This window comes from Lentzea sp. NPDC037011 (assembly GCF_055607425.1).
Genome location: NZ_JBVJRT010000001.1, coordinates 209,618 through 225,947 on the forward strand (window position 1 = coordinate 209,618; position 16,330 = coordinate 225,947).

At 70.7% G+C, this 16,330-nt stretch carries 12 protein-coding genes; 8 read left to right on the forward strand and 4 right to left on the reverse strand.

Going from position 1 to position 16,330, the window contains the following annotated elements:
• Positions 1-77: 77 nt before the first annotated feature.
• Positions 78-2,855: a leucine--tRNA ligase gene (gene leuS / locus ACZ7CH_RS01090; protein WP_360393795.1), complete on the forward strand. Its 2,778-nt coding sequence runs from the start codon at positions 78-80 to the stop codon at positions 2,853-2,855.
• Positions 2,856-2,882: 27 nt separating this feature from the next.
• Here leuS and ACZ7CH_RS01095 read toward each other — a convergent pair whose 3' ends face one another.
• Positions 2,883-3,608 (reverse strand): TetR/AcrR family transcriptional regulator, encoded by a 726-nt coding sequence (locus ACZ7CH_RS01095; RefSeq protein WP_458429841.1) that lies wholly within the window; start codon positions 3,606-3,608, stop codon positions 2,883-2,885.
• Positions 3,609-3,760: 152 nt separating this feature from the next.
• Between ACZ7CH_RS01095 and ACZ7CH_RS01100 the strand changes: the two genes are divergently transcribed.
• A complete protein-coding gene (locus tag ACZ7CH_RS01100) occupies positions 3,761-5,830 on the forward strand; it encodes an MMPL family transporter (protein ID WP_360393801.1) in 2,070 nt (689 codons plus the stop codon).
• On the opposite strand, the gene ACZ7CH_RS01105 is transcribed toward ACZ7CH_RS01100, so the two are convergent.
• Both ACZ7CH_RS01105 and ACZ7CH_RS01110 read right to left on the reverse strand, forming a co-directional pair.
• On the reverse strand, positions 5,770-6,846 hold the full coding sequence (locus ACZ7CH_RS01105; RefSeq protein WP_360393803.1) for a beta-propeller fold lactonase family protein: 1,077 nt from the start codon (positions 6,844-6,846) through the stop codon (positions 5,770-5,772). The two genes, ACZ7CH_RS01100 and ACZ7CH_RS01105, sit on opposite strands and share 61 nt — an antisense overlap.
• Before the next feature lie 122 nt (positions 6,847-6,968).
• Positions 6,969-8,963, reverse strand: a complete 1,995-nt coding sequence (locus tag ACZ7CH_RS01110) for a DUF2339 domain-containing protein (RefSeq protein ID WP_470372912.1) — start codon at positions 8,961-8,963, stop codon at positions 6,969-6,971.
• Between the two features lie 103 nt (positions 8,964-9,066).
• Between ACZ7CH_RS01110 and ACZ7CH_RS01115 the strand changes: the two genes are divergently transcribed.
• The 6 genes from ACZ7CH_RS01115 to ptsP all read left to right on the forward strand — a co-directional run bounded on the left by ACZ7CH_RS01115 (position 9,067) and on the right by ptsP (position 15,895).
• Positions 9,067-10,032, forward strand: a complete 966-nt coding sequence (locus ACZ7CH_RS01115) for a LacI family DNA-binding transcriptional regulator (RefSeq protein WP_360394804.1) — start codon at positions 9,067-9,069, stop codon at positions 10,030-10,032.
• A complete protein-coding gene (locus ACZ7CH_RS01120; protein WP_458429845.1) occupies positions 10,029-11,438 on the forward strand; it encodes a sugar ABC transporter ATP-binding protein in 1,410 nt (469 codons plus the stop codon). Before ACZ7CH_RS01115 ends, ACZ7CH_RS01120 begins: the two co-directional genes overlap by 4 nt.
• Positions 11,435-12,340 carry an ABC transporter permease gene (locus ACZ7CH_RS01125; protein ID WP_360393811.1) on the forward strand — a complete coding sequence of 302 codons (906 nt, stop codon included), beginning with the start codon at positions 11,435-11,437 and terminating at the stop codon, positions 12,338-12,340. The genes ACZ7CH_RS01120 and ACZ7CH_RS01125 overlap by 4 nt, the downstream gene beginning before the upstream one ends.
• Before the next feature lie 30 nt (positions 12,341-12,370).
• A complete protein-coding gene (locus tag ACZ7CH_RS01130) occupies positions 12,371-13,282 on the forward strand; it encodes a substrate-binding domain-containing protein (RefSeq protein WP_470372913.1) in 912 nt (303 codons plus the stop codon).
• Positions 13,279-14,154, forward strand: coding sequence for a ribokinase (locus tag ACZ7CH_RS01135; RefSeq protein ID WP_458429847.1), 876 nt, complete (start codon positions 13,279-13,281; stop codon positions 14,152-14,154). The genes ACZ7CH_RS01130 and ACZ7CH_RS01135 overlap by 4 nt, the downstream gene beginning before the upstream one ends.
• 109 nt (positions 14,155-14,263) lie before the next feature.
• Positions 14,264-15,895 (forward strand): phosphoenolpyruvate--protein phosphotransferase, encoded by a 1,632-nt coding sequence (gene ptsP, locus ACZ7CH_RS01140; RefSeq protein WP_470372914.1) that lies wholly within the window; start codon positions 14,264-14,266, stop codon positions 15,893-15,895.
• On the opposite strand, the gene ACZ7CH_RS01145 is transcribed toward ptsP, so the two are convergent.
• Complete coding sequence (locus tag ACZ7CH_RS01145; protein ID WP_360393822.1) at positions 15,892-16,290, reverse strand: Rid family hydrolase; 399 nt, start codon at positions 16,288-16,290, stop codon at positions 15,892-15,894. The genes ptsP and ACZ7CH_RS01145 overlap by 4 nt on opposite strands.
• Between the last annotated feature and the right edge of the window lie 40 nt (positions 16,291-16,330).

Sequence of the window (16,330 nt, forward strand, 5' to 3'; positions counted from 1 at the left end):
GGCAGCCCTCCATGCCCATCTGGGCTGGGGGGTTTCGTCATGTCAGGGGCAGGATCGATGGTGAGAGGGACGTTGAGATGAGCACGGACGCGGCGGAGATCCCCGCCTACCGCTACACCGCGGAGCTGGCGAACCGGATCGAGGAGCGGTGGCAGCGGTACTGGGAGGAACACGGCACCTACCACGCGCCGAACCCCGTGGGCGCGCTCAAGGGTGACGTCCCGGACGACAAGCTGTTCGTGCAGGACATGTTCCCGTACCCGAGCGGTTCCGGCCTGCACGTCGGCCACCCGCTGGGCTTCATCGGCACGGACGTGTTCGCGCGCTACCACCGCATGAACGGCCGGAACGTGCTGCACACGATGGGCTTCGACGCCTTCGGGCTGCCGGCCGAGCAGTACGCGGTGAAGACCGGGCAGCACCCGCGCAAGACCACCGAAGACAACATGAACACCTACCTGCGGCAGATCCGCAGGCTGGGGCTGGGCCACGACGAGCGCCGCCGCATCGCGACGATCGACCCGGGTTACTACAAGTGGACCCAGTGGATCTTCCTGCAGATCTTCAACTCCTGGTACGACGCCGACGCGGGCAAGGCCCGTCCGATTACCGAGCTGGTCGCCCGGTTCGAGTCCGGCGAGCGTCCCACTCCGGACGGTCGCACGTGGTCTGAGCTGTCTTTTGCCGACCAGCAAAGGATCTTGGGCGATTTCCGGCTGGCGTACTTGTCGGAGGCGCCCGTCAACTGGTGCCCGGGACTGGGTACTGTGCTGGCGAACGAAGAGGTCACCGCGGACGGTCGCAGTGAGCGTGGCAACTTCCCGGTGTTCAGGAAAAACCTGCGCCAGTGGATGATGCGCATCACCGCGTACTCGGACCGGCTGATCGACGACCTGGACCGGCTGGAGTGGCCGGACAAGGTCAAGGCCATGCAGCGCAACTGGATTGGGCGCTCGCACGGTGCCCGAGTCCGATTTGCGGTGGGAAGCGAGAGCATTGAGGTCTTCACGACCCGTCCGGACACGTTGTTCGGCGCGACCTACGTGGTCCTGGCACCGGAACACGAGCTGGTGGACCAGATTGCGGCGCCCGATCGCGTGGCAGACATCGCCGCGTACCGGCGCGCGGCGTCCCTGAAGTCCGAGCTGGACCGCCAGGAGAACAAGGAGAAGACCGGCGTCTTCACCGGGGCGTACGCCACGAACCCGGTGAACGGCGCGGAGCTCCCCGTCTACGTCGCCGACTACGTGCTGATGGGCTACGGCACCGGCGCGATCATGGCCGTGCCCGGTCAGGACCAGCGCGACTGGGACTTCGCGAAGAAGTTCGACCTGCCGATCATCCGCACGGTCCAGCCGTCCGAGGGCTTCGAGGGCGAGGCGTTCACCGGCGAGGGTCCCGCGATCAACTCCGGGTTCCTGGACGGGATGCTGGTCGACGAGGCCAAGAAGACGATCATCGGCTGGCTGGAGGAGCACGGCCACGGCCGCGGCACCGTCCAGTTCAAGCTGCGCGACTGGCTGTTCAGCCGCCAGCGCTACTGGGGCGAGCCGTTCCCGGTGGTCTACGACGAGGACGGCACCGCGATCCCGCTGCCCGAGTCGATGCTGCCGATCGAGCTGCCCGACGTCGACGACTACTCCCCCCGCACGTTCGACCCGGAGGACGCGGACACCGTCCCGTCGCCGCCGCTGTCGCGCGCCGGTGAGTGGACGACGGTCGAGCTGGACCTGGGCGACGGGCTGAAGACCTACCGCCGCGACACGAACACCATGCCGAACTGGGCGGGTTCGTGCTGGTACCAGCTGCGCTACGTCGACCCGGTCGAGACCGAGCGGTTCGTCAACCCGGAGAACGAGCGGTACTGGCTGGGCCCGCGCACCGCCGAGCACGGCGCGAACGACCCCGGCGGCGTCGACCTGTACATCGGCGGTGTCGAGCACGCGGTGCTGCACCTGCTGTACTCGCGCTTCTGGCAGAAGGTCCTGTTCGACCTGGGGCACCTGTCGAGCGACGAGCCGTACCGCCGCCTGTTCAACCAGGGCTACATCCAGGCGTACGCGTGGACCGACGCCCGCGGCACGTACGTGCCCGCGACCCAGGTGGTCGAGGACGGCGGGAAGTTCTTCTACAACGGCGAAGAGGTCTTCCGCGAGTACGGGAAGATGGGCAAGAGCCTGAACAACGTCGTCACGCCGGACGAGATGTGCGAGACGTACGGCGCCGACACGTTCCGGTTCTACGAGATGTCCATGGGTCCGATGGACGTCTCCCGCCCGTGGGCGACCAAGGACGTCGTCGGTGCGCAGCGGTTCCTGCAGCGCCTGTGGCGCAACCTGGTCGACGAGACCGACGGCTCGCTGCGCGTCACCGACGAGGAGCCGTCCGCCGAGGCGCTGCGGCTGCTGCACAAGACGATCGCCGGCGTGCACGACGACTACGCGAACCTGCGCTACAACACGGCGGGCGCGAAGCTGATCGAGCTGAACAACTTCGTCACCAAGCACTACTCGGCGGGCACCCCGCGCGCCCTGGCGGAGCCGATGGTGCTGATGCTGGCACCGCAGGCGCCGCACGTGGCCGAGGAGCTGTGGACGAAGCTGGGCCACGAGGGCTCGCTGGCCCACGGCCCGTTCCCGAAGGCCGACGAGCAGTACCTGGTCGAGGACACGGTCGAGTACCCGATCCAGGTCAACGGCAAGGTCCGCTCGCGGGTCGTCGTGTCCGCCTCCGCCGCGCAGGACGAGATCAAGGCGGCGGCGCTGGCCGAGGAGAAGATCGCCGAGCTGGTCGCCGGTGGCGAGCCGCGCAAGGTGATCGTCGTCCCCGGTCGCCTGGTGAACGTCGTCCTGTAGGACGTCAGTCGACGAGGAGGCCGTTGCTCACCGAGCAGCGGCCTCCTCCTCGTCGAACCCGATGTCCGTGAGCAGCTGGTCGATCATGCTGTCGAACATCGGCTCCGGGTTGCTCACCGCGAACGGGAAGCGCCCGAACACCTCCAGCGCCACGTGCCCGTACAGCCGCACCCACGACTGCACCACGTAGTAGATCTTGCCCAGGCTGAGAACGTCGTCGCCGACGGTCACGCCGTGCTGCCCCACCACGTCGATCAGGACCTGCTGGAACCGCGCCAGGTCCTCGTGCAGCGCCTTCGGCACCGGGTCGTCCACGTGCTTGGCGCCCAGGTTGGACGCGATCAGCCCACCGGCGAGCTGCAGGAACACCGAACCGAACTGGTCGGCGCCGAGCGGGTCGCGGGGTGAGGCGAAGACCAGCGCGAACTCCTGCGGGTGGGCCAGCGCCCAGCGGCGGAAGCTGTGGCACACCGCCCGCACCTGGCAGTCCACCTGGTCGGACGTCTCCGCGGCCAGGTCGGCGTGCAGCGCGGCGCCCATGTCCTGGCAGATGTCGTCGCAGAGCTGGCGCAGCAGCGCGTCGTGCGAGTCGTAGTAGCGGTAGAGCGCCGGTGCGGTGATGCCCAGTTCGCGTGCGATCGCACGCAGGGTCACTGCGTCACGGCCGCGTTCCACCAAAAGGGCGCGGGCCGCCTGCCGAATCTCACGCTCTGTTTCTGCGCGAAGGCGGTCTCGGCGAGTGGCCTGGGTCATATGTCACTCCATCGGGTTGTAGACCCCGTGCACGGCCCCGTACGGTTTCAGTGAACGGTGTTTACAAGGTTCGGGTGTTCACGGTACTACCCAGGAGGCCGTCGTCCATGTTCGCGAAATGGGGCTCGCTCGCACACAGACGGCGTTGGGTGGTGCTGGTCGCGACCGTACTGCTCGCCGTCCTCGGCGGCGTGTGGGGACTGGGCGTGTTCGACAAGCTCAGCCAGGGTGGGTACGAGGCCCCGAGCAGTGAGGCCGCGCGTGCGGACAAGGTCGCTGAAGAGGCGTTCGGGCGCAAGAACGGTGATGTGATCGTCATCTACCGGGGTGACTTCGCGAACCCGCTCGAACTGAAGAAGGTCGCCGACCACGTCGCCGGACTGCCCGAGGAGGACGTCCTGGGCGTCGTCGGGCCCGTGCCTGCGGACGACCAGCAGCAGGCCCTCGTCGTCATCACGCTGAGCAGCAGCGACTCGAACGAGCAGATCAAGCAGTTCGAGGACGTTCAGCCGCGGCTCGCGATCGACGGGTTCAGCCAGCAGGTCGGCGGTCTCGTGCCGACCCAGAAGGCCATCAACGACATGTCGCAGGCGGACCTCACGCGGGCAGAGATGTTCTCGTTGCCGCTGGTCCTGCTCCTGCTGGTGGTCATCTTCGGTGGCCTGGTCGCCGCGTCGCTGCCGGTCGTCGTCGGTGGTCTCTCGATCATGGGCGCGCTCGGCGTGCTGCACGTCGTCGCCATCTACACCGAGGTCAACTCGTTCGCGGTCAACGTCGCCTCGCTGCTCGGCCTCGGCATGGCGATCGACTACGGCCTGTTCATGGTCGGCCGGTTCCGCGAGGAGCTCGCGCAGGGGCGCACGACCGAACAGGCCGTCGGCCGCACCGTCGCGAGCGCCGGCCGCACCGTGCTGTTCAGCGCGACGCTGCTGGTCATCGCCCTCGCCGGGTTGCTGATCTTCCCGCACGGCTTCCTGAAGTCACTCGCGTACGGCGGTGTCGCGGCGGTCGCGATCGCCGCGCTCGTCTCCCTCACGCTGCTGCCCGCGTTGCTGGGCGTGCTCGGCCACCGCGTCGACAAGCTCGCCATGCCGTGGCGCAAGAAGGAGCCCAGCGAACGCGGGTGGCGCACGCTCAGCGGCAAGGTCATGAAGCGGCCCGTGCTGGTCGCCGTGCCGATCATCGGTGTGCTCGTCGCGCTCGGCGCGCCGTTCCTCGGCGTGCAGTTCGGCCAGGTCACCGAGAAGGTGCTGCCCGAGGGCAACGCCGTCCGCGTGGCCACCGAGAACATCAACGAGAACTTCTCCGCGCTCTCCAGCACCGGCCTCAAGGTCGTCGTGAAGGGCGGGGACCAGGCCGCCGTCCAGCAGTACCTGGACCGGGTCAAGGACGTCTCCGGCATCGGTGACCTCCAGCCGCTCGGCCAGGGCAACGGCGTCACCGCCGTGTCCGCCGGGCTCGACCGGGACGCGCTGAGCGACGAGTCGAAGCAGGCGCTCAAGGACGTCCGCGCGCTGCCGGCCCCGCAGGGCGCCGAGGTGCTCGTCGGCGGCAACACCGCCATGGTCAGCGACTCGCTCGACGCGATCAAGGACGGGCTGCCGCTGATGGTCGCCCTGCTGGTCGGCGCGACGTTGGTGCTGATGTTCCTCGCGTTCGGCTCGGTCGTGCTGCCGCTCAAGGCCGTGGTCATGAGCGCCCTGTCGCTGTCGGCGACCTTCGGCGTGCTGGTCTGGGTGTTCCAGGAGGGCCACTTCGCCGACCTGCTCGGCGTGACGCCGGGGCCGCTCGAGTCCGGCATCGTCGTGCTGATGGCGGCGATCGTGTTCGGCCTGTCGACCGACTACGAGGTCTTCCTGCTGTCCAGGATGGTCGAGGCGCGCAGCAACGGCGCCACCACCGAGGAGGCGGTCACGACCGGTCTCGCCAAGACCGGCCGGGTGATCACCTCAGCCGCTCTGCTGCTGATCGTCGTCACCGGCGCGTTCGCGTTCTCGCAGGTCGCGATGATGCGGTTCGTCGGCGTCGGCATGATCCTCGCGCTGGCACTCGACGCCACCGTGGTCCGCATGCTGCTCGTGCCCGCCGTGCTGAAGCTGCTCGGCAACGCCGCGTGGTGGGCGCCCGGTCCCCTCAAGCGGATCCAGGAGCGCCTCGCGCTTCACGACGAGCCGGCGGACGACTTCGACGAGGAGGTCAAGGTCCCGGCCGCGGTCGGCTGACCAGGAGCGAAAGCGATCAGGGCCGCGTCGAACTGGCGCGGCCCTGTCGTTTCCACGAACGCGGTGGTGCGCATGGGGTAGGTCGCGAGCACCGCGTTCGAGCTGTCCAGCACGGTCGTCGTCGCCCCGGTCGCGAGGAAGACCCTCCGGTCACCTGGCGCGATGGCGACACCGGGCGCGTTGATCGGCAGGCGTTCCCGCACGGTCATGGTCGCCGCGTCGACCACCGCGACCGAGCCCTCCTTCGGCAGCGCGACGTAGACCGTCGCACCGTCCGGGGTCACCGCGACGCCGCCCGCCCCGGTGCCGATGCCCGCCGAGCCGACGACCCGGTTCGTGGCCGTGTCGATCACCGTCAGCGTGCCCGGCGTCCTCTCCCCCAGCCGCATGCCGCTCACGTAGAGCCGCGACCCGTCCGGTGACACCGCCAGGTGCTGCGGCAGGCCGCCGACGAAGACGGTCGAGGTCTGGAACGCGACGGCGGTGTCGACCAGGCTGATCGTGCCGTCCTGGGCGTTCGCCACGTAGAGGACCTTGTTGTTCGGGTGGACCGCGAGGCCCTGCGGCTGCCCGCCGACCTTGATCGCGGCCACCAGCCGGAACTCCCGCGGGTCCACCACGGCCACGCTGCCGCTCGCGCTCACGTACAGGCGCTGGCCGTCCGGGCGCATCGCCGCCTGGGAGAGCTGGACCTGGGTGAAGAGCCGGTCGCGCACCGCACCGGTGTGCGGGTCGACCTGGGTGATCGCGCCGGACCAGCCGTTGACCACGTAGACGCGCTCGCCGTCCGGTGACACCGCCACGCCCGTCGCGCGGCCCGCCGTGTCGGCCTCGGCCAGAACGGCACCGCTGCCGGTGTCGACGACCTGGACGAGACCGGTTCTGCCGACCACGTACGCGCGTGGCGCCGACGTGCCGGACGAGGTTGGAACGAGGTCGTGCTGCTGCTCGACACCCATCGCCGCGATGACCGCTGAGAGTGCCAGAACCGCGGCCACGAGGCGTGGCTTTGCCATAGCCCGAATCGGACCACTTCGGGGTTATTCGATCTACCTGCGTCACTCCGTCGAGGGGAATCTACGCCTGGTCGTAGTACGAACGCCGCCCGCGACGGCGGCGCGGGCGGCGTTCGTCCCGATCAGCAGGAGCGCGGAGCCACCGGAGTGGGCTCGTGCGGCTCGGGGGTCTTCCGCGACGCCACCAGTTTGGCGTAGCGGGCGCCCGCGGTGAGCAGCACCAGACCGGCACCGAGGAACGCCAGCACCCGCGCGAACCCGTCCAGCGCCGAGAGGTCGAACAGCAGCAGCTTCGCCACCGCCGCCGCGACCAGCACCAGGCCGCAGATCCGCAGCGCCGTCACGTTGATGCCCTTGACCAGCAGGAACAGTGCGGCGACGGTCCAGGACACGGTGACGATCGAGTGCCCGAACAGGAACCCGGTCTCGTTCGGCGACACCAGCAGCGCGCCGCAGATCACCAGGCCCGCCGCGCCGTAGAGCACCACCAGCCCGGACGCGATCCACGGCAGCGGGTTCTCCGCCGGCTCGCGCAGGACCTGCATCTTCCTGGCCGACCACGGAACGGCCACCGCGAACGCGGCCAGCACCAGCGCCGTCACCATGCCCGCGGCGTAGTCACCGACGCCGGCCGGGCGGTAGCGCGGCTCGTCGAGCAGCCACGGCAGCGGCACCGCCTGCGTGATGGCCAGCAGAAACCCGAGCGCGCCGAACGCGATCGATCCGACCAGCGCGCTCTTCTTGCCCAGGCGGGCGGCGAGGAACGCCAGCAGGATCGCCTCGGCCAGCACGACCGCCGCGCGCACGTTGCCGTCGAGCGCGACCACCGTCGTCTGGAACAGCGCCAGCATGCCGGTCGCACCGGCCGCCGTCGCGAACGCCCGCGGCAGGTCCGGCACCATCCAGATAGCCAGCAGCACCGCGGCCACCGCTCCGACCAGCACCGACCCGGCGGTGCGGTCCAGCAGCGTGGTGGCGAACATCGACGGCAGCGCAGACCCGGCGACCAGTGCGATCGCGACGACGTCCGCCGGTCGCTTCCAGACGGTGATCAGGGCGACCGCGATGCCCACCGCGGTCGTGGCCGCCGCGACGCCGACGACCGTCCACTCGTAGTCCGCGGGGATCGCGCTCGCGGTGGCCAGCATCGACGCGATGATCGGCGGGAAGCCGCCGGCGATCGCGAGACCCGGCCAGTTGCGCTTGATCTGGACCGGCGTGCTGGCCATCTTCAGCACCAGCAGGAAGCCGACCAGCAGCACGGAGAAGCCCTCGGTGATGATCGGCGAACAGACGGCGCACGCTGCGACGACGCACACCGCGAGCGTTTGCGAGTCCCACCGCAGCGCCAGCACGACACCGGCGACGGCGACCACCAGGCCGACGACCAGGCCCGCGAACGGCGGCAGGTACCCGTACAGGCTGGTGGCGGCGATGACGTCGAGGTAGAGGCCCGCGAAGCCGGTCGCCGCGAGCGCGAACGCCCCGGTGCGGCCGGTCGGGTTGCGGTGCAGCCACATGCCGATGCCGATCATCGCGGAGCTGAGCACCGCGCCGCCGATCACGCGCGGCACCGGGCCGAGCCAGCCGCGCTGGATCGCGAGGACCATCAGCATGACCAGGCCGAGCACGGTGATCGCGCCACCGACCCAGGCCAGCAGCTTCGAGCCCGCGCCGTCCTTGCTGAGCTTCTGGAACAGCGTCTCGCGCGGCGGCACCGGCGCCTGCTGCCACTGCGGCCGCCCCTGCTGCGGGAAGGCACGCGGGGGCCCCGCGTGTCCCACAGGGGTACGTGGGGTCCCCGCGTGCCCCTGAGGCCACTGGGTGGGGGGCGGGGGGAACTGCGGCTGTGCGGTCTGTGACCAGGGGTTGGGCGAGGGCGGGGGTGCGGCCGGTGCGGGCGCCTGGGGTGGAACGGGGGTGGCTGGCTCGGCGGGCGGCGCGACGGCCTCCGCGGCCGGTGCTTCCGCGGCCCGCGCCGGTGCCTCGGCCTCCGCCACGGCGACGGCCGAGTGCTGCTCGCGCATCTCCGCGCTGATCGTGGTCAGCCGCTGCCCGATCGCGGCGAGCTCCAACGCGAGGCGCTGCTCGTACCCGAGGCGATCCTGTCCGTTCATACGACAAGGGTGAGGCAGCACACGCCCGGTGACATCCGTACACCTACTCACCCGGCTTGACTGGACAGGTGTGTAATCGATTAACTACGCCCTCGTGACGACCATGAAGGACGTCGCGCAGCACGCAGGCGTCTCCACGGCCACCGTGTCGCGCGTGCTCAACGGCCACGCCGCGCCGACGCCCGAGACCCGTGAGCGGGTGCTCGCCGCGATCGAGGAGCTCGGCTACCGGCCCAACGCCCTGGCGCGATCCCTCAGGACCACCAGCACCCAGACCCTCGGTCTGGTCATCAGCGACCTGCTGAACCCGTTCTTCGCCGAGATCGCGCGAGCGGTCGAGGACGAAGCCCGGTCACACGGCTACTGCGTCGTGATCGGGAACGCCGACGAGAGCGCCGAGCAGGAGGCCACCTACGTGCGCACCCTGCTCGACCGCCGGGTGGACGGCCTCCTGCTGTGCCCCGCGACCGATGACCCCGCCCTGGTTCGCGAAGTGAGCGCAGGCGGCGTTCCGCTCGTCCTGCTCGACCGGACGGTCAGGGGCGCGACCTGCCCCGTCGTCCGCGCCGACGGCAGCGAGGCATTGACCGCGCTCGCCCGGCGGCTCGTCGGCGCCGGCCACTCCCGCATCGGTGTGATAGCGGGACCACCGGACACCTCCACCGGGAGAGAGCGCAGCACCGTGTTCACCGGTGCACTGGGCGGCCTCGCGCAGGTCGTGCACGGCGACTTCCGGCAGGAGAGCGGCAGCCAGGCCGCCGCCAGGCTCCTCGACGACGGCGCCACCGCTCTGGTCGCGATGGACAACCTGATGGGCCTGGGCGCGCTGGCCCAGATCAGGTCGCGCGGCCTGCGGATTCCGCACGACATCGCGCTCGCGGTGTTCGACGACCAGCCGTGGTTCCCGCTGCTCGACCCGCCGATCTCCGTCATCGCGCAACCGACGGTGGAGATGGGCAGGGCCGCCGCGCGCAGCCTGCTCGCCCTGATCAACGGGCAGCAGCCAGACGACGTCCGCCTCACCGCGAAGCTCGTGCTGCGCGGCTCGCTCGGGGAGGCCGAGCTGTGAAGACCCTCATCACCGCCCGCGGGATCACCAAGCACTTCGGCGCCACCAGGGCGCTGGACGGCGTCGACCTCGACATCAACGCGGGCGAGGTGCACGTCCTGCTCGGCGAGAACGGCGCGGGCAAGTCCACGCTGGTCAAGGTGCTCGCGGGCATCCACGGTCACGACGCGGGCACCATCGAGGGCCGCGCCAGCCTCGCCGTGATCCACCAGGAGCTGGCGCTCGTCCCCGAGCTGAGCGTCGCGGAGAACCTGTTCCTCAACCGGTTGCCGCGCAGGTTCGGGTTCGTCGACCGGGCCGAGATGCGCCGCCGGGCGCCCGAGCTGCTGAACCGCGTGGGCCTCGACGTCGACCCGAACGCCAAGGTCCGCGACCTCGGCATCGCCCAGCAGCAGATGATCGAGATCGCCCGCGCGCTCGACAAGGACGCGGGCGTGCTGATCCTCGACGAGCCGACCGCGGTGCTCACCGACACCGAGACCGACCGGTTGCTGCAGATCATGGACCAGCTGCGGCGCAACGGCGTCGGCCTCGTCTTCATCACGCACCACCTGGACGAGATCCAGCGCATCGCCGACCGCATCACGGTCCTGCGCGACGGCCGGTCCGTCGGCGTGCTCGGCCCGCGGGCCACCACGCGGCACATGATCGAGCTGATGGTCGGCCGCCCGATCGACGAGCAGTACCCGCGCGCGGCCGGTCGCCCCGGTCAGCCGTTGCTGCGGATCTCCGGCCTGACCAAGCGCGGTGTCTTCGCCGACGTCGACATCGAGGTGCGCGCGGGCGAGGTCGTCGGCGTCGCCGGACTGGTCGGCGCCGGTCGCACGGAGGTCGCGCGCGCGGCGTTCGGCGTGGACGACTACGACAGCGGCACGGTCGCGGTCGACGGGAAGCCGTTGCCGCGCCACGACGTGCAGGCCGCGATCAAGGCCGGTCTCGGCCTCGTGCCGGAGGACCGCAAGGGCCAAGGCCTGGTCCTCACCGCCACCGTCGGCTCGAACCTCGAACTCGTCACGCTGACCGACCGCGACCGGTCGAGGCTGCACGACATCGCGGGCAAGCTGCGCATCAAGGGCCGCGTCGACCAGCCCGTGAAGGAGCTGTCGGGCGGTAACCAGCAGAAGGTCGTCATCGGCAAGTGGCTGCTGGCCGACCCGAAGGTGCTCATCCTCGACGAGCCCACGCGCGGTGTCGACGTGGGCGCGAAGGTCGAGATCTACGAGCTCATCAACCGGATGACCGCCGCCGGACGGGCCGTGCTGCTCGTGTCCAGCGACCTGCCCGAGGTGATCGGGATGAGCGACCGCGTCGTCGTGATGGCCCACGGCCGGGTGGCCGGTGAGCTGCCGAAGGGCGCGACCCAAGACCAGGTGATGGCACTCGCCGTGCAGGAGATCCCAGCGTGAGCACGATCAGCATTCGCAAGTACGCAAGTGAGAACGGGGCCCTCGCCGGGCTCCTCGTGCTCGCCGTGGTCATCGCGGTCATGCAGCCGGCGTTCCTCAACGCGCAGAACCTGCTCAACGTCGGCGTGCAGGCCGCGGTCATCGCGATCATGGCGTTCGGCATGACGTTCGTGGTGGTCGCGGGCGGCATCGACCTGTCGGTGGGCAGCATCGCCGCGCTGGCCGCGATGGTCGGCGCGCTGACCGCGGGCCCGCTCGGCCTGGTCGTCGGCGCGCTGTGCGGTCTCGTCAACGGCGCGCTGGTCAGCTACGGCAAGCTGCCGCCGTTCATCGCGACGCTCGCGATGCTCAGCGTGGCCCGCGGTCTCACGCTGGTGTTCTCCGAGGGCCAGCCGCACGAGACCGACGAGCTGGTGACGTTCCTCGGCTCGAACCTCACGCCGTCGCTGCCGTTGCCGCTGCTGCTGATGCTGCTGTTCTTCGGCGTCACCGGTCTCGTCCTGACGCGCACCAACCTCGGCCGCCGCATGTACGCGATCGGTGGCAACGAGGAGGCCGCGAAGCTCAGCGGCATCGACGTGCGCCGCACCAAGCTCTGGATCTACGCGTTGTCCGGCCTGTTCGCCGCCGCCGCGGGTCTCGTGCTCGCGGGACGGCTCGGGTCCGCCGGTCCGCAGGCCGCGGCCGGCTACGAGCTCGACGCCATCGCCGCTGTCGTCATCGGTGGTGCGTCGCTGTCCGGTGGCGTTGGCCGCGCCACCGGGACGTTGGTCGGCGCCCTCGTGCTCGCCGTCCTGCGCAACGGCCTCAACCTGCTCCAGGTCCCGCCGTTCTGGCAGCAGGTCGTCATCGGCGCGGTGATCGCACTCGCCGCGTTGCTCGACTCCCTTCGCCGTCGCTGAGACAACCCGCAACAGGTAAGGAAGACACCAATGAAGGTGACCCGACGGATCGCGCTGACCCTGGGTGCCGCGCTGCTGGCGTCCGGGTGCAGTGGGACCGGTGCGTCCGGAGGCCAGATCACCATCGGCCTCGCCGTGTCCACCCTGAACAACCCGTTCTTCGTGGAGCTGCAGCAGGGCGCGCAGGCGATGGCGGACAAGCTCGGCGCCAAGCTGACCGTGGTCGACGCGCAGAACGACGCGACGAACCAGGTCAACCAGGTGCAGACGCTGGTCACGCAGGGCGTCAAGGCGATCATCCTGAACCCGGTCGACTCCAAGCAGTCCGCCCCCGCGGCCAAGGCCGCCGAGCAGGCGAACATCCCGCTGATCTCGGTCGACCGCGCCGTCGAGGGCAAGGTCGCGGCCGAGGTCGCGTCGAACAACGTGCAGGGCGGCAGCCTCGCGGCCATCGAGCTCGGCCGTGCGGCCTCCGGCGAGGTCGCGCACCTCAGGGGCATCTCCGGCGCGTCCGCGTCGCGTGACCGCGGTCAGGGCTTCGAGCAGGGCCTGAACAGCGGCAACATCAAGGTCGTCGCCACCGCCGTGGCCGACTTCGACCGCGCCAAGGGCCTCAACGAGACCACGAACCTGGTGCAGGGCAACCCGAACATCAAGGGCATCTTCGCCGAGAACGACGAGATGGCGCTCGGCGCGATCAAGGCCCTCGGCGCCCGTGCCGGCAAGGACGTCATGGTCGTCGGCTTCGACGGCACGCCCGACGGCCTGAAGGCGATCCAGGACGGCACGCTCTACGCGACCGTCGCCCAGCAGCCGAAGGTCCTCGGCGAGAAGGCCGTCGAGCAGGCCGTCCACGCCGCGAAGGGCGAGGCCGTCCAGCAGGTCGTGGACGTCGAGGTGAAGGTCATCACCAAGCAGAACGTGGCAGAGTTCCTCAAGTGACGAACACCCTGCTGGTCCTCGGGTCCGCCAACGCCGACCTCGTCGTCGAGGTCGGCCGGCGGCCCGCCGGCGGTGAGACCGTGCTCGGCGGCGACACCGTCGTGCTGCCCGGCGGCAAGGGCGCGAACACCGCCGTCGCCGCCGCTCGCGCCGGTGCGCCGGTCGCGCTCGTCGGTGCGCTGGGCGGCGACGGGTACGGGTCGCTGCTGCGCGACTCGCTGGAGTCGTCCGGTGTGGACACCGCGCTGGTGAAGACGTCCGAGCGGCCCACCGGGATCGCGTACATCACCGTGACGCCGGACGGCGAGAACTCGATCGTGGTCTCGCCCGGCGCGAACCTGGACGTGTCGAAGTCCGAGGTGGACGCGCTGTCGTTCGACGGCGTGCGCGTGCTGGCGTGTTCGCTGGAGGTCCCGCTGGAGACCGTGAGCCACGCGATCGAGGCAGCCGCGGCCGCCGGTGTGCGGACGGTGCTGAACCTGTCGCCGGTCGCGCCGCTGCCCGCCGCCACGCTGGAACGGCTGAGCGTGCTGGTCGTCAACGAGCACGAGGCCGCCGAGCTCGCGCCGACGTGGCAGGGCCTGCTGGAGCTCGGTCCCGAGGCGGCGATCGTGACGCTCGGGTCGCGTGGCGTCGCCGTGGTCGCCGAGGGCGGAACGGTCGAGGTGCCCGCTGTCGAGGTGGCCGAGGTGGTGGACACGACCGGTGCCGGTGACGCGTTCGCCGGTGCGTTGTCGGCCAGGCTCGCCGCGGGCGACACCCTGCCGGACGCCGCGCGCTACGCCGTGAAGGTGGCCGCCCTGTCCGTCACGAAGGCCGGCGCGCAGCCGTCCTACCCGACCGCGGCCGAGGTCAGCGCCCTGCCGGAGTGACCTCTTGCGTTAAGACCACATGACGAGCGTCGCGGCGTTCCGCGCCCCGCGGCTGGATTGGTCACACTGAGCTGTCCTCAGAATCCAGCTGAAGGGTATGGTCTAGACCATGTCGAGCGCGCGGCTGAGCGGTGTCGGTGTGAGCAGCGGCCGGGCTTCCGGTCCCGTGGTGCGGGTCGCGGAGGCCCTGCCGGAACCCCCGACGGGACCGCGACCCGCGGACACCAAGGACGAGGCCTCCCGCATCCGCCCGGCCACCGAGGTCGTCGCGCAGCGCCTGATGGAGCGCGCGAAGACGGTCGAGGGCGACGCCCGCGCCGTGCTGGAGACGACCGCCGCCATGGCCGGCGACCCCTCCCTGATCAAGGCCGCGGAGAAGCTCGTCGTCGACGAGTCGCTGCCCGCTGCCCGCGCGGTGCACCAGGCCGCGCAGAAGTTCGTGACCGCGTTGCAGGCCGCCGGCGGCTACATGGCCGAACGCGCCCGCGACGTGCAGGACGTCCGCGACCGCGTGGTGGCCGAACTGCTCGGCCTGCCCGCACCCGGCGTTCCCGACCTGGCCTCGCCGTCCGTGCTGGTGGCCCGCGACCTCGCGCCCGCCGACACCGCGGGCCTCGACCCGTCGAAGGTCCTCGCGCTGGTCACCGAGGAGGGCGGCCCCACCTCGCACACCGCGATCCTCGCCCGTTCCCTGGGCATCCCCGCCGTCGTCGCGTGCCGCGGCGTGCTGGCGCTGGACGTCCCCGCGCTCGACGTCGACGGCGACACCGGCGTGGTGCGCGAGTCCGACGGCAAGGTCCGCGCCGCCGGCACCGGCCAGAAGGCCGTGTGGAACGGCGTCGGCGTGCTGAAGGACGGCCACCGCGTGAAGGTCCTCGGCAACGTCGGCTCCCCCGCCGACGCCGCGGCCGCCGCTGCCGCCGGAGCCGAGGGCGTGGGGCTCTTCCGCACCGAGTTCTGCTTCCTCGACGCCGCGGAGGAACCGTCCGTTGCCGATCAGACCGCTGCTTACGAGGCTGTTCTGGCGCCGTTCCAGGGCAAGCCGGTCGTCGTGCGCACCCTGGACGCGGGTGCCGACAAGCCGCTGGCGTTTCTGAGCCCCGACCCCGAGCCGAACCCGGCCCTCGGCGTCCGCGGCCTGCGCGTGGCGTTCGACCGCCCCGAGGTCTTGGACCGCCAGCTGGAGGCGATCGCGGCCGCAGCGAAGTCCACCGGCGCCGACGTCTCCGTGATGGCACCGATGGTCGCCACCGCCGCCGAGGCCGCCTGGTTCGTCGAACGCGCCCGCGCCGCCGGCATCGCCCGCGCCGGCGTGATGGTCGAGGTCCCGTCCGCCGCGCTCTCGGCCCGCGAGATCCTCCAGGTCGTCGACTTCATCTCCATCGGCACCAACGACCTGGCGCAGTACGTCTTCGCCGCCGACCGCCAGCTCGGCGGCGTCGCCGCGCTGAACGACCCCTGGCAGCCCGCGCTCCTGCGCCTGATCGCCCTGGTCGGCGAGGCCGCCACCACCGCCGACAAGCCCGTCGGAGTGTGCGGCGAGGCGGCGGCCGACCCGCTGCTGGCGTGCGTGCTGGTCGGCATGGGCGTGACGTCGCTGTCGATGAACCACACCGCACTGGCCGACGTCGGCGCCCGCCTCGCCACCTCCAGCCTCGACATCTGCCAGCTCGCGGCCCGCGGCGCACTGGCCGCCCACGACCCGGCCTCGGCCAAGCTCGCCGCCCGCGCCCCGCACTAGCCCACCGCGGTCACGCGGATCTCCACGCGCATCTTCGGGTGACCGAGGGCGGTGACCCCGCTCTCGGTCCAGATCGGCGCGCGCTCGCCCATCCGCGCGCGGAACTGCTCGACCATGACCCGGTTGTGGTCGTCGAACGTGTCGTCGCCCAGCACGTGGTACGAGTTCACGTGCACCACGTCCGCCCAGCTCGCACCGGCGGTCTGGAGCGTCCGCTCGACGTTCTCGAAGGCCTGCACGATCTCCGCTTCGAGGCTCTCGGGGAACTCGAACCCGTCGTCCCAGCCACCCTGCCCCGAGGTCTCGACCCGGTCGCCGATCCGCACGGCCTGGCTGTAGTGCATGTTCTCGCGCTGCGTCTCGCCGTACCCCGGCGTCGCGAAGAACTCCGGCATGTCCCGCTCCTTTCACTTCACGCTTGAAGTCAACCGTACA

Bases quoted from the DNA above. Each gene is read 5' to 3' on its own strand.
- ACZ7CH_RS01130 (WP_470372913.1), top strand. From the start codon at position 12,371: ATGAAGGTGACCCGACGGATCGCGCTGACCCTGGGTGCCGCGCTGCTG.
- leuS (WP_360393795.1), top strand. From the start codon at position 78: ATGAGCACGGACGCGGCGGAGATCCCCGCCTACCGCTACACCGCGGAG.
- ACZ7CH_RS01105 (WP_360393803.1), bottom strand. From the start codon at position 6,846: ATGGCAAAGCCACGCCTCGTGGCCGCGGTTCTGGCACTCTCAGCGGTC.
- ACZ7CH_RS01095 (WP_458429841.1), bottom strand. From the start codon at position 3,608: ATGACCCAGGCCACTCGCCGAGACCGCCTTCGCGCAGAAACAGAGCGT.
- ACZ7CH_RS01145 (WP_360393822.1), bottom strand. From the start codon at position 16,290: ATGCCGGAGTTCTTCGCGACGCCGGGGTACGGCGAGACGCAGCGCGAG.
- ACZ7CH_RS01115 (WP_360394804.1), top strand. From the start codon at position 9,067: ATGAAGGACGTCGCGCAGCACGCAGGCGTCTCCACGGCCACCGTGTCG.
- ACZ7CH_RS01110 (WP_470372912.1), bottom strand. From the start codon at position 8,963: ATGAACGGACAGGATCGCCTCGGGTACGAGCAGCGCCTCGCGTTGGAG.
- ptsP (WP_470372914.1), top strand. From the start codon at position 14,264: ATGTCGAGCGCGCGGCTGAGCGGTGTCGGTGTGAGCAGCGGCCGGGCT.